Genomic DNA, 12,399 nt, shown 5'->3' with positions numbered 1-12,399 from the left:
TTAACGCTTCCCTGGCTGGACCAAGTCGACCATGCGACCGACCATGACCTCAATGCTTGCCCGAATCTGTCGTTGATGGTCGTCGTCGATCAACGAGGGGTCCATGACCGCTTCGAGTTTCTCGAAGGCTTTCAGAACCGGCGTGAGGACACCGTCAACCTGGTTCAATCGCTGGAGCTCAGGCGCTTGCTGCGCTTTGACTTTTTCGAGGTCTGCCTGAGCCTTCTGCACTTCTTTTTCAGCTAACTTGACGCGTTGCTTCCACTCAGTAGACGTCTTTTTAAGTTCCACAGCTGATTGCAACACACCAACTAGGTCGCGAAGTAGCCCAATGCCTTCAGTCAGCACTTGGGCGCGATCCCCACTAAATGCGGTCTCACGCTTGATTTGTTCCTGCAATGTTTTTTCCTTGGCGAGGTCAAGGGCATCGCTCGACTTACTACCCGCGCTGGGTTTGGCGAGGCTGGGCGGCAGTTTGAATCGCTCATTGGACATGGCTAAGACTCCGTTCAATTAACACTGGTATTGAAATATTCCACACTGCGGCGCAGCCCTTGGTCTGCTTCCATCAAACGCTCAAACGCTGAGTCAAATGACCGGGCATCTGGCAAATCACTACTCCTTATCAACGACAACTCATCCAAACAATGACGTGTCAGTTGCACGCATCGAAGCGTCATCCGCCCCACTACCTGGCGAACCTTTGCTGCTTGCTCCATCTCCTTTCGAGCCAGGTTAATGTCTTGGGCCAGCGCTTCGCGCTCAAGCTCGAGTCGTTTTTCTTCCCTGGGAATCAAAGCTTTAAGACCGTCTCGGTGTGCCCGGGCTTGGCGCAATTTCAAGTAAGAGTCGATAGCTCCCAATACCGCTGATGCTGCTTCGATGCTCATCAAAACCGGATTGGCACCGGCCGACGCTTTTTTCAGGCCTTCTGAAATGCCATGTCGGCTGGCAGCGGATATGAAGGTTTTTGTAAAGTAGAACGCATGTCTTGGTATCTGAGTGCTCATAACTTTCCCATTTCAAAGCTGTACCCAACACCATGTCCCAGGACCTGACTTTGCCAAGCGCTGGGCGATGTCAGGGGACATGTGTTGAGTGAAGTCCTCCTCACACACGTCAGCCTCTTGGGCTTTAATGCGACCATCCCTTGGTATCCATACGGTGCGGGTTGCAGGCTCCCAAAAAAGTTGTTGCCCTGCTTCCAGATAACGAACCATAAGCAGCGCATCGCATCCCTTCTCCTTGGGTGCAGGCCTGAAAGGTGGTCTTCCAACCGGTTGAAAGTTTTTCCACAGACCTGCGAGCACCCAATGCAGCGGCACATCAAGTTCCAGGGCTTTCCAGTTTGGGGTCTGCGATAGGAACACACGAACGTGAGGATTTCGAAGCATGGCAGTCAATTGCTCGCATTGCGCCTCGCTGATTTGAGCACGCGCCAGCAAACCATCCGGCAGTTCGTCGCCTCTTAAGCGCATGAAGCGCTTCTGCTGTTTGTGGCTGAATACAGGCGCTGGAAGATGGCGAGGGTATGTCTGAGCCACTGCATGACTTGGGTGAATTTGCTGATCTGCAGGCGCTGCGCTTGCAAACAATCCACCGACGTCAGAGTCATTGAGCAGTTTTGAGATAGCCACGCCTGCCAACAATCGTTCGCCGGACCGGGTGATGATTTGACCTTCTACCAGGTCTTCCTCTACAAGCAACTCAACGATGTCTTGGACCGAAATCAACGGCAAGCCAGTCAGCTCGGCGATTTCATTTACGTTAAGTTGTTGATTCAGTGCCTCAAGGACAAAAAGCCCTACGGCGTCACAACGTCTGGGCACCCGCGCAAATGTGCGTACCAGAAATTCCATTGCCTTAAAATACAACGTGATGCGCGGCGACTCAGGTCGTACCAAGCAAGCCTTGATGCTCGCGGTAACACGTCCCTTGCGGGCGCGTTTGTCAGTCAGCCAATTCCCCTCGAGCAGAAGATTGCTGATCTGCACATTGTGCTCTTGAGCGAAATTCAGAGCCTCAGAAGGATGATCAATCCAGCTCCAACTGATCTCGGCGAGTGGCACCCAAAGACGCAGTTGCCCGGCCATCAGCCAGGCTCCTCGATCGTCAAAATTCTCTACCTGTGCACTCACGATTGCGCCTGGTTGCAGACTGCCCAAAGCATTACGTAGCCGAGCTTCGGCAAGCGCATGGACACTTCCCTTCCAGCCCTTCTCATCAAGGCTGGTTAATACGAACTCCACGTTGTCGCCCACGCTAAATAGGCTTATCGGGTTTTCGACCTTGGCGTTTGTGCTCAGTAATTCATGCTGAGGAATCAAGACAGATGTGTCCTGATACTTGACCAGCACGGATTTTGGCAAAATCTTTACCACGCTGCCTACGACGACCCTGCCGCAATTTTCCCTGCCAATCGATGTACTCTTTTCTCTCGCTGGACGAATGGGAGTAGCTGCACGATTTGGGCGCTCCGGCCGAGAGTTACGCTCTGTATGAGAAGGCTCAAGCACGTTCAGCAGTCGTGAAAGAAAATCAAACAATCCAGCATCTCCATCCATTGATAGGCTGTTAAATATTGCCGTTAACGTCATGTTAAGGGCTGCCCATGAGTGTTTCACACTCAGGCTTTTGGGTCCCATGACAATACCACCGGCCAAGATTGGGTTGTGCCTAATGGGTGGCAGTCAAACGAAAAGACCGTCGCACACTACATAGAGCAGCACTGGCTTGGCATGACGATAATCTTATCCCACTCCTCCCCGCAGAATCCGCGAATTCGTTAAAATCCTTACGATAGAGGCTTTATGCCATGCCCAAAACCATTGGAAGGTAATACCTCAGGTGCCGACCGGCAAGAGGGTAGCTAGGCCGAGTACTCGCTTTGAGCCGCAATGAAAAAAATGTAAGGGGGGGCGCGCCCGCCAGCAGCGGCGCCATCTCCTCACAGCCTCAAACAAATGCAGTACCTACCTAGCCACAAGAAGGCGCAAATGCTCGGAATAGTCACCCGTTTTGGTTGTCTGCAGCTCTTCGTGACAGACAGCTATCGGCTAAGACACCGTTGATCAGACGTCCAGTTTTGGCACCTTGCAGCCGTTCGTCAATCAGTGCCGTGCTGGTCAATTCTGATGCAAGCGGCTGGGCAGGAGGAATGCAAATGGGTGGTCAAGTGCGATGCCATTACACACCGTTAGGCCAATCAAACCGAAGTGACACGCTGGTAGCAACCAACCCAAGCAGACGGTCGCGTCAGACAGCTATCGCCCTCGACGCAGTTCGATCATGTCCAGTGTTTTCAAGAGTCTGAACCTGTCCGTGTCGCACCTTTACAACCTGCGCAAAAGCAGTGGCTATCAGGCCTTGCGCGTCACCCTGACCAAGACCCGAACGGTCTGCAACCCGATCGGTGTACGCAAGGCGCCACGTCCCAACTGACGCGCTGGCTGGGTGCGTATTGACAGCGTTCACCTGGGGGACCTGGACGGCATAAAGGGTGTCTACCACATCACCTGCGTAGATGCTGTGAGCCAGTGGCAGGTCGAGGCCTGTGTAGAGGGCATCAGCAAGGCATTTTTGCTACCGGTGCTGGAATTTTTCCTGAGCCAGTTTCCTTTTGTGATCAAAGGATTTCACTCTGACAATGGATCGGAGTATGTCAACAAAAAGGGGGCCGAACTGCTCAACAAATTGAACATCGAGCAGACCAAATCACGCTCCCGACAGAGCAACGATAACGCCCTGGCCGAGAGAAAAAACAACAGCGTGGTAAGGCAACATATGGGCTACAGCCACATCCCGCAAAAGTATGCCAAACCGATCAACAAGTTCTTCGCCAACACTTTCAATTCGTGGCTCAACATGCACCGCCCATGTCTGTTTGCCACCGAGGTGGTGAGTGACAAAGGCAAGATCAAAAAGGTCTACAAACACGCCGATGTGAAGACCCTGCTGGACTGCCTGGCAGTCCTCAGCAAGAAGCGTTTGGTGACGTTCAAAAAGGGCATCACGCTCAAAGATTTGGAGGTCCAAGCCCGCCAGAAAACTGACCTCAAGGCGGCCCAGGAAATGCGGACAGCCAAGGCCGCATTGTTTGCCATGTTCAACAAGCCTGAGGTCAAAAAGCGGGCTTGATCTTGAGGCCAGGCAGCCAGCAGACTGGAGTCTCTCAGACGGTATCTTGAACGGACGCTGTGTGGCCTGAATACAGGATCATGCATGAGTACATGGCACGATCGGGGGGGCTGCCGGCGGCCCTGGCAGGGGCCTGATAAGAATAAATTCACAAAGGCATCAAGGCAAATTCACGCCGTTTACACTGCCTCTTTTAACCCGATCAGCCTGTCTGACGATTGAGGCCAAACTGGCTTCGCTTCAGGCTCATACCTGAATTGGAAAATACTATCCAGCCTGTCGCGCCTCATTCATGGGAGGGTTGGTACAAAGAGGAACATTATGCTGATTCAGGATGAAGCCCGTTTGCAAGTCGATGCAACGGGAGCGGTATTCAAATGGCGTTACAAGGACCGGCAGTCCACTGAAATGATCGATCAGCAGACATTGCGTGGAGCAAAGCTGGTGAAGGACGATTATCAGGAACCACTGTTGGCGCTACGCAATCGTCAGGGCGAGCACTACAAGGTCACCGATCTGTTGCCCGCCTGTTTGCCACTTGATAAACCTTTACATGTTATCAGCAGCACGTATACGGATTCCTGTCTGCTGCTCAGGCTTGCCTTCGAGGGGCAGCAACGCACCCTGCAGTTCCTCAAGGATTCTTCCTTCGCCACCGAGTTTGCCTGGGCCATTGATCAGGACTTGCTGCAAACCGTGAGCCTGAGTAAAGGCAAGAGCGAGTTCGAGATCAAGCCTGGCGATTTCACCCGATTCAAGCTGTCCGGCGCAGTGCTCAGTGACTTGAATGAAGACAAAGGGAATTATCAGGGCACGCTCAAGTACCTCGATGCCAATACGGGCCGCAGCTACTCATTGCCCTGCCTGTTACCACGCCCGAAGCTATGGACTCGATGCATCGATCATTTCTCTGCAATAGGGCAGGTAAGCCTGCCGGTGACCGCGCAATGGTCGGCCAAGCAGCAGCGTTACGAAGTAACCGGAATTGATCCTTTGCTACCGACGGGTGAGCAGAGCTTGCAACTGGTTGCATTGAAAACGCGCGCCGACGCGAAACCCTTGTTGTTGCTGGAAAGCCCGTTACCGGGTTGTCATGGTCTGGTATTCAGTTGCCAGACCTGGGCGAGTTTCGTCGAGTTTGAGCCTTCAGCGCTGAGGCCCTTCAGGGTCAGGATCGAGGTCAGTGAAGGCGATGGGAAGTCCCAATTCAAGGCCAGGGTTTTCGAGCCCGATACCGAAGGGCCGTACTGGGCGGATGTGGCGCTTGTCGAGGACGGGTGCTCTGACGATGACGCGGCGGCTCAGGAGCAGAAGGTCCGTATCGAGGTCAGAGGCCGGGGGAAGCTGATTGTCGAGCAGAGTCTCAAGCAGAAGCAGTCCATGTATCACGTCGCATATAAAGGCACAGAGCCTCAGCGTGTGCCGCTGGTGTTCAGCACCAAGACATGTGCTTTTGAATATGCCGTAGACGAAACGGGAGCCCGGCTTGAAGGCCTTTTCAAGGTCCGTGTCGGCGCTGATCCTCAGGCGTTGTATCTGCAACTGTTTGAGGGCGGCAAGGCGGTCAGTGACCTGCTTTACCGGGTTGAGCTCAAGGAGTGGCTGCGTTTCGGGATTGCCGGTTTGCGCGAGGGTTTCAGCCTGGAGTGCGTCATCGAAAACCAGCAACGCAGCATGGGCAAGAAATCGTTCCCGCACTGGCATTTACAGGCAATCAACACTGACCTGACACGCAAGATCATGATGCGCCAGGGCCTTGAAATGACGCTCAAGGCGCTCTGGAGCTGGTCCTGCTTTGAAAAGTCTTCCTATGCCGACGCCTTGCCGGACTTCTACCGCAGCGGTGCGATTGTCGTTGCCCAACCCACATCCGAGGTATCCCTGGCGCTGTTTCTGTCGCCTGGCCTGTTGAGCAAGGCAGGCTACCTGGCCCTGAGCGAAGGCGGCAGCCTGACGCTTGATTACGTTGTACGTCAGTCCGATGACCCATATGGCTTTGCCTTGGTGTGTACCACCTTGTACGAGCGGCCTGCCGGTCAACAGAGTGAAGAGTATCGCGCTCGATACGTTAGTCAGAAGTCCGAGGGTGAGTATGAGCTGGAGCTGATGAAGCCAGCACCGCCGGGTGTTGCGCCTGGCACACTGGTCCGCTATCGCGAGTATCCGGGGCAACACCAGTTGAAAAGGGTCCCGAACCTTGAGGGGGCTGTGTTTGTCGTTCGCCTCAAACGTTTCAACGCTGAGCATCAGGTCAGCAAGGTATTGAATGTGGAGTTAAGTGTCGATGTCTGATTCGCGCCGTTATCTGAATCTGCTCAAGTACCTGTGTGCACTACCCGGCTTTGACAAGATTGTGCCGGTTACCGGTACACGCATCCGCGATATCGAGCGCTCCGATCAATTGTCGGAGGCTATTTTCGAGATCCCGACCGAGCCTGATCTTTATGACCGGTTCGTCACAGCGGTAACCAGACCCGCCAAAAAAAATGATACCCAAGGCATGGTTTTTCAGCCGGTGTACCTGGTTTATCAACTCGAAACCGCCGGGCATCCGTCATTACCCTTTCTGGCGGTGCCGGGGATCATTGGCAGCGGGCCTTTTTCAGCGAGTTCGGAGTTCTACACGCTCAGGCCAGTATTGGAATGGCCGGTGCTGTTCAATACTCAACTGCTTGAGCACGACAGTAAGGCCGAACCCGATATCGTGCTGGGACAGGAGCAGGATTGCGTCGATTTCAAACAGCAGAATCTGCCTCCGATTACCGATGCCTGGTCGGTCTGGCACGAATATGCCCTTGAACTTTGTCTGGCCACTACAGGTTGTGAACTGAATAAGTTGCTCGCTTTGTTGAAGGCCCGCTACAAGCGCTCATTTACCCTGAGTGCGCAACTGGCGACCTACAACGAAGCAGACAATAACGCGATCAGCGGGATTCTGGATCTTTACAACGCTCTGGAAGAGATTCCCGATGACATGCTGGTCGAGACGCCGCTGGCGCATGTCATGGCCATTCATGACGGCCTGCCAGGCGTTACGGCGAGTGAAGAAGACCGGCTGGCGAGTGATATCGAAAGCAATACCCGTTATCTGCTGGGTCATATGGATGAGCAGAAGGCGGTCAGCCTGGATAGGCTGTCGCATCGGGAAATGTTTGCGCTGGATAACAGCCAGCGGCTGGTACTGGAAAAGCTGGCTCGCTGCCAGGTGGGCGACGTTCTGGCGGTCAATGGTCCTCCTGGCTCAGGCAAGACCGCCATGCTCAAGGGCGTGGTTGCCCATCAATGGGTGCAGGCTGCGCTGGACGGTGAGTCGTGTCCGATCACCGTGGCGGTAGGGTCGACCAACCAGTCGGTGACGAACGTGATCGGGGCGTTCCCCGCCGTGCTGTATCGCGCTGAATCCGATCCGCCTGCGCACCTTCTGTATTTCAAGCGCTGGTTTTCGGCACCGCAAAGCTATGGCACCTATTTCCCTTCTGGCAAAGCTTACAAAGACCTTGAAGCCAAAGGGCAGCTTGAGAACTTTGTTCTCGGCAAGCTCAGCGCTCCTAACGACCTGACAGTCTTTGAATGGAGCAATAAAAAGGACAAGCCTGCATCCGATATCACGCGCTTGCAGGCTCATATCAACGAGTACGTGGGGCATGCCGAACGCTTTTTTGGCCAGCCAGGCCTGCAGCTTGAGGACGCGATCGAGCGTTGCCGGGCGCATATCGCTACCACCACCCTGAAAGTGGAAAACACCCTGGCTCAAGCACGCAAGCTGACCGACTTGCATGCGTTGCTGGCCGATCTGGTACCGGGTTATCCCGATAACCGGGAGCTTGAGCGTGATCAGTCATTCATGACTGCCGCCCAGTTGCATGAGCTGTTTGGTGTATCCCGTGAAAAACGCAGCGCATTGCTACGGCAAGTACTGCGCGAGCGGATTGCCGATCAGGCCCTGAACCTCGATGAGTTGGACGATGCGGCTTTCGAGCAGTTGGCCAGTGATGCGAAAGTGTTGCTGATCGACCGCCTGCTGGATCTGACCTTGCGTCCGTACGCCTTCCATATGGCGGCGCGTTACTGGGAAGGTCGCTATTTGCAGGAGTGCTCCGAAGAGCTGTTGATCACCCGTACGGCCAAAAATGTCGAGAAAGGCTTGAGGCGTTTATGCATGCTCACACCTTGCCTGGTGTCGACGCTGCACAAATTGCCGCAATTGTTCGGGCTGGAAGGCAATGCTCAGTCGGGCAAGCGTTTTCTGCTGGCCAGGGCCGATCTCCTGATCATGGATGAAAGTGGCCAGGCCCAGCAGCGGCTGGCCCTGCCGTTGCTGAGCCTGACCCGCAAGGCACTGGTCGTGGGCGATGTCGACCAATTGCAACCGGTCATCACCGATATCAGCATGGTGGATGAGGCCCATGCCTATCACGCCTTCGGCTATCGCCCCCAAGCGTTCATCGATGCACTCCAGCGCCGGATCACGACTCGCAACGGCAGCATGCTGGCCCTGATTCGCCGGGCTTCGCGCTATTCCCACCAAGGGCAAGGCTTGATGTTGCGCGGTCATTATCGTTGCCAGACCAACATCATTCAGTGCTGCAACGAGATGGTTTACAACAGCAAGCTGATGTTCATGCCTCACGATGCCATCGAGCGTGGGCCGTTGCCGTCATTCAGTTGGGTGCATTCGGACTTTATCAACGAGTCGTCTGAAGGCTCTCGGATAAGCAGGGATGAGGCCCGTCTGCTTGCGGGTTTTCTGGCTGATCGCTGGTCGGAAATTTTCGATTTCTACCGCCGGAAGGATGAGGCCAGGAACAAGCCCCAGCGTGGCGCAGCCGAGTTGATTGCCTTGGTCACGCCTTTCAAGCCGCAGGTAGGGGTCTTGCGTCAGGCATTGCTGGACGTGTCACTCAAGATTGGGCAGCCGCCGGGCTTTACTGTCGCGGATATCGAGAGCGTCACCATCGGCACTGTCGATTCCCTGCAAGGCGCTGAAAAGCCAGTCGTGATTTTCAGTGGTGTACATGGTTCAAAAAGTCAGGGGCAGCCTTACTTCCAGGATCAGCCCTATCTGCTTAACGTGGCCATTTCCCGTGCGCAGGACTGCTTTCTCGCGTTTATCTGCGAGCACACCTATGGCGTCAATGCTGATCATGGTCAGGTCGATCTGCAGGAATTGCGCAAGAACTCGGCTCGCTACATGGGGTACTACCTGGGGCATGCCAGTTTCGAGGGCAGTAATGGCATGCGCCGTTGTGAGCGGTTGTTCCCGAAACGGCTGGTGATTATCGAGGCCGGTGGCAAGCAGAAAGCACTGGCCGAGTACCTGGGCACTGACTATGAGGTGTGGGTGACTGGCGGAAGCATCACGGAGGTGGAGGCTTCCTGCTATGACTTGCAGAAGCTGATCGCTTCCGGTTTCAGGCTGCGCTATAAACTCAAGCCCGATGCCCATGCTCTGGTCGAAAGAATCCGCCAGCAAGCGCCTTTGTTTGAAGAGATTATTCTGGCGACGGATGACGATTATGTCGGGGAAACCATTGCCTGGCACCTGAGCATGCAGTTTCGCAACGAGCCTCTTGTGCGAGCCAGGATGAGTCGTGTGCGCCTGAGTGCAATTACTCGTGAAGCCATTGAAGAAGGCTTTCAGATAGAGGCGGTCAAGGCTCATGAAAAGCTGCTCAAACAGCTGAAAAACGAGCTCAAGGCCGATGTGGTCGAGCAGATTGAGGCCGAGCGGGCGTCCTTTCGCAAGCGGCGTGCAGGCATCGACACTTCCAGAGTGCGAGCCGAACTGTTTCGTGAACTGGTGGATGTTCTGGTGCGCATCCAGTGCCAGGCCGATTCGCTGCAGCCTCATGCCGTGCCGCCTGAACTTGAGTCGTTGCTGAACTCGCAGTTGCTGGTGCCAGGAGGAGAGTCGTTGTCCAGCGCGGCCTTGGGGCGTGTCCGCATGGGCATTCTTGACGTGCTGTCCGACTCGGTCAAACGACGTCATCAAGCCATGGAGGCTGAGCACCTTGGCGCTCATCTGACGGTTGCCGGCAAGCAGTTCCAGGGCCGCATTGCAGGCGACTCGAGCGAAAGCCTGGCCTCTTTCAAAGACAAGCTGCTGAAGAAGATGCGAAGCGCTGAAAGCAACTCGACGGCAGGAAATTCAACCCGCTGGAGCATGGCTGAACCGTCGTGCACGGTGATCACTCGTTCTGCGCCAAGTGGTTCCACCTCTGATGTGCTCAAGCTTGCGCAAATGACCCTGGGGATAAAGCCCGGCATCACCATGCAATTGCTGCAGAAACTTTATGAAGGAAGCTTCTGATGGGAAACAGTGCGCACGACGATATTCGCCTGACCATCGATCAACAACAGATCGGTCTCTACCAGCAGCGGCTGGACAGTTGCCCGGTTGGACAGCGAGGCGATGCCGCCAGCTTATTGAAGCTTATTGCTCGGATCGGTCGTGCGGCAGAGCATGAGGATGCCCGATTGCAGAAAGCCAGTATGCATTTGAAGCACTTTAGCCTGCCGGTATGGGCAGAGTTCGACATGCAGGTAGTGGAACAGCAGGGCTGGCTCGATGAATTGCCCCATGAAGGCTCGCACTATCTGCAACCTGGCGACTATGAGGCCGTGCTGAGTGCGCTGAAAGAGTCGGATTTCGAGCTTGATTTTCGTCTGCCTGAACCGGGGCATCCGGCGTTTGGGCAGATGATGGACAGTCTTGACCAGTTGCGGATCGGTCGGCCTTCGACGCTGGGTGCAACCCTTGAAGCCATGGAGGAGGGCGGCATGCTGATCATCGAGGGCGATGAGGTGCGTCTGACCGCAGGGGCCTATCAGACCTTGCAAAGCATGCAGCAGCGTTATCCGGCCATGGCGAGCAAAGGCTTCTCGACGCGCCTGGCCTTGCTCCAGCAACAGCTTGAGCGTGATGCGATCAGCGTCGATGCCGCATTGGCCGAGCTGCTGCCCGATCTGCTCCAGCGCACGAATGCCGCCTCGCTGGCCGTGGGCGTCTGGGACGATATCGAGTCGCTTTACCGCCCGCTCGACGAAGCACCTCAAGCGCTACTGCAAGGCTTGATCAGGCACCGTGCCGGAGGTGAGTCTTGAGCGGTGTCATCAGCTATCCGCGTACCGATGGCAGCGACCGGTTCAAGCGTGATCTGGAGCGCATCGAAGCCTTGATTGTGGAGATCGAGCAAACCCTGAATGTGGAAAACCTCGAAGGCATTCTGACACTCATCGCCCTGGTCGGCTGGGATCAGTTGCCCGAGGCTTTGCGGATTCGTTATCTGGGGTTGTTGGCGCAGAAAAGCCGGGAACTGGAGCGTCAGCAACGGTCAAGAGATGACGCCAGGGATGAGGCAGGCCGACTCGCTGAGCAGAAACTGCACATGATGATGCAGCAAATGGATCGCTGCCTCATTGCACATTGCCCATGGGAAGCCCGCCGCGATCAGGAACCGCTGACCGTGGAGGGCGTGCATGACCGCATCAAGGATGCCCGGCAGCGTATCGACGACAAGGGTTATCAACCGATGTTCAGCGATGAGGACCTTCGCGCACTGTCTCACACCGATACGGTCGCCCAGTCGCGTTACAAGGTGCGTTTTATGGAGCGCAAATATTTTGGCGACAACGGCAAAGGCGGCTTCATGGGTATGGCCTTTGAAGGGGCGTCCGGGGTTGGCGTCAAATACTGGAACACCAGCTTCGGCCAGATTGAGGACGCTGACAGCGATTACAGACTGATCGCCAACAAGCTCGGGCTGGAATATGACGAAGGCCGCGAATATATGCTGCTGGTCATCGATTCGGAAAAGGCCCAGGCTGTCTGCGAATCCACCAGTGTGAGCGCAACCTTTGAAAAAATCGGCGCGTTCGTCAATCAGGAATTGCCTGACCTGTATCCGCCGCAATTGACTCATGAAATCCTGACCCTGGAGTTTCAGGAGCAATATCGGACCTTGTACACAGAGGCCAGAGCACACTGGAATGGTGCCTGGCGCCTGAGCGACATTCAATTCGACGAGTTTCTCGTGACCCGGAGCGTGGAGCCCGAGACCCGGATTCTTCTGCTGGAGCGTCTGCGCATGCATATGCAAGTGGGCAATAACGAATACTTTCGAGGAGACGGCATGACTGCGAATCTGATTGAAGGCAGTCAGCAACAGTACGGGGTGGTCGAATTGTTCAGCTTCGACAAAAAGAAACTCGAGCTCGACGCCTATTTGCGCGCCGGTGCGGTTCACGTTGTCCAGGGGTGAG

9 protein-coding genes are annotated in these 12,399 nt (G+C 55.2%); 6 read left to right on the top strand and 3 right to left on the bottom strand.

Features of this window, described 5'->3' with window-relative positions:
- From EE949_RS24815 to EE949_RS24805, 3 genes are read right to left on the bottom strand one after another with little or no spacing between them, the layout of a single operon-like run.
- Complete coding sequence (locus EE949_RS24815) at nt 1–495, bottom strand: hypothetical protein (protein WP_122666718.1); 495 nt, start codon at nt 493–495, stop codon at nt 1–3.
- Between the two features lie 14 nt (nt 496–509).
- On the bottom strand, nt 510–1,010 hold the full coding sequence (locus EE949_RS24810; protein ID WP_122666717.1) for a hypothetical protein: 501 nt from the start codon (nt 1,008–1,010) through the stop codon (nt 510–512).
- Between the two features lie 12 nt (nt 1,011–1,022).
- On the bottom strand, nt 1,023–2,597 hold the full coding sequence (locus EE949_RS24805; RefSeq protein WP_162874004.1) for a hypothetical protein: 1,575 nt from the start codon (nt 2,595–2,597) through the stop codon (nt 1,023–1,025).
- A gap of 691 nt (nt 2,598–3,288) precedes the next feature.
- Here EE949_RS24805 and EE949_RS29685 point away from each other — a divergent pair.
- The 6 genes from EE949_RS29685 to EE949_RS24780 all read left to right on the top strand — a co-directional run bounded on the left by EE949_RS29685 (nt 3,289) and on the right by EE949_RS24780 (nt 12,398).
- Complete coding sequence (locus EE949_RS29685) at nt 3,289–3,441, top strand: hypothetical protein (RefSeq protein ID WP_205504786.1); 153 nt, start codon at nt 3,289–3,291, stop codon at nt 3,439–3,441.
- Between the two features lie 12 nt (nt 3,442–3,453).
- Nucleotides 3,454–4,137 carry a DDE-type integrase/transposase/recombinase gene (locus tag EE949_RS24800; protein ID WP_205504788.1) on the top strand — a complete coding sequence of 228 codons (684 nt, stop codon included), beginning with the start codon at nt 3,454–3,456 and terminating at the stop codon, nt 4,135–4,137.
- 321 nt (nt 4,138–4,458) lie between these two features.
- On the top strand, nt 4,459–6,429 hold the full coding sequence (locus EE949_RS24795) for a hypothetical protein (protein WP_122666715.1): 1,971 nt from the start codon (nt 4,459–4,461) through the stop codon (nt 6,427–6,429).
- A complete protein-coding gene (locus tag EE949_RS24790; protein ID WP_122666714.1) occupies nt 6,422–10,447 on the top strand; it encodes an AAA domain-containing protein in 4,026 nt (1,341 codons plus the stop codon). The genes EE949_RS24795 and EE949_RS24790 overlap by 8 nt, the downstream gene beginning before the upstream one ends.
- Nucleotides 10,447–11,241, top strand: a complete 795-nt coding sequence (locus EE949_RS24785; protein ID WP_122666713.1) for a hypothetical protein — start codon at nt 10,447–10,449, stop codon at nt 11,239–11,241. Before EE949_RS24790 ends, EE949_RS24785 begins: the two co-directional genes overlap by 1 nt.
- Nucleotides 11,238–12,398, top strand: a complete 1,161-nt coding sequence (locus tag EE949_RS24780; protein WP_122666712.1) for a hypothetical protein — start codon at nt 11,238–11,240, stop codon at nt 12,396–12,398. Before EE949_RS24785 ends, EE949_RS24780 begins: the two co-directional genes overlap by 4 nt.
- The last annotated feature ends 1 nt before the right edge of the window (nt 12,399 follow it).

Origin of the sequence: Pseudomonas viridiflava (assembly GCF_900602065.1) — a bacterium.
Classification (GTDB): domain Bacteria; phylum Pseudomonadota; class Gammaproteobacteria; order Pseudomonadales; family Pseudomonadaceae; genus Aquipseudomonas.
The sequence above is the reverse complement of the archived record's forward strand: the minus strand, read 5'-3'. Positions and strand labels throughout refer to the sequence as shown.

Excerpts from the sequence above, each read along its gene's own strand:
- EE949_RS24805 (WP_162874004.1), bottom strand. The coding sequence starts at position 2,597 with ATGACGTTAACGGCAATATTTAACAGCCTATCAATGGATGGAGATGCT.
- EE949_RS24790 (WP_122666714.1), top strand. The coding sequence starts at position 6,422 with ATGTCTGATTCGCGCCGTTATCTGAATCTGCTCAAGTACCTGTGTGCA.
- EE949_RS29685 (WP_205504786.1), top strand. The coding sequence starts at position 3,289 with ATGTCCAGTGTTTTCAAGAGTCTGAACCTGTCCGTGTCGCACCTTTAC.
- EE949_RS24815 (WP_122666718.1), bottom strand. The coding sequence starts at position 495 with ATGTCCAATGAGCGATTCAAACTGCCGCCCAGCCTCGCCAAACCCAGC.
- EE949_RS24785 (WP_122666713.1), top strand. The coding sequence starts at position 10,447 with ATGGGAAACAGTGCGCACGACGATATTCGCCTGACCATCGATCAACAA.
- EE949_RS24795 (WP_122666715.1), top strand. The coding sequence starts at position 4,459 with ATGCTGATTCAGGATGAAGCCCGTTTGCAAGTCGATGCAACGGGAGCG.
- EE949_RS24810 (WP_122666717.1), bottom strand. The coding sequence starts at position 1,010 with ATGAGCACTCAGATACCAAGACATGCGTTCTACTTTACAAAAACCTTC.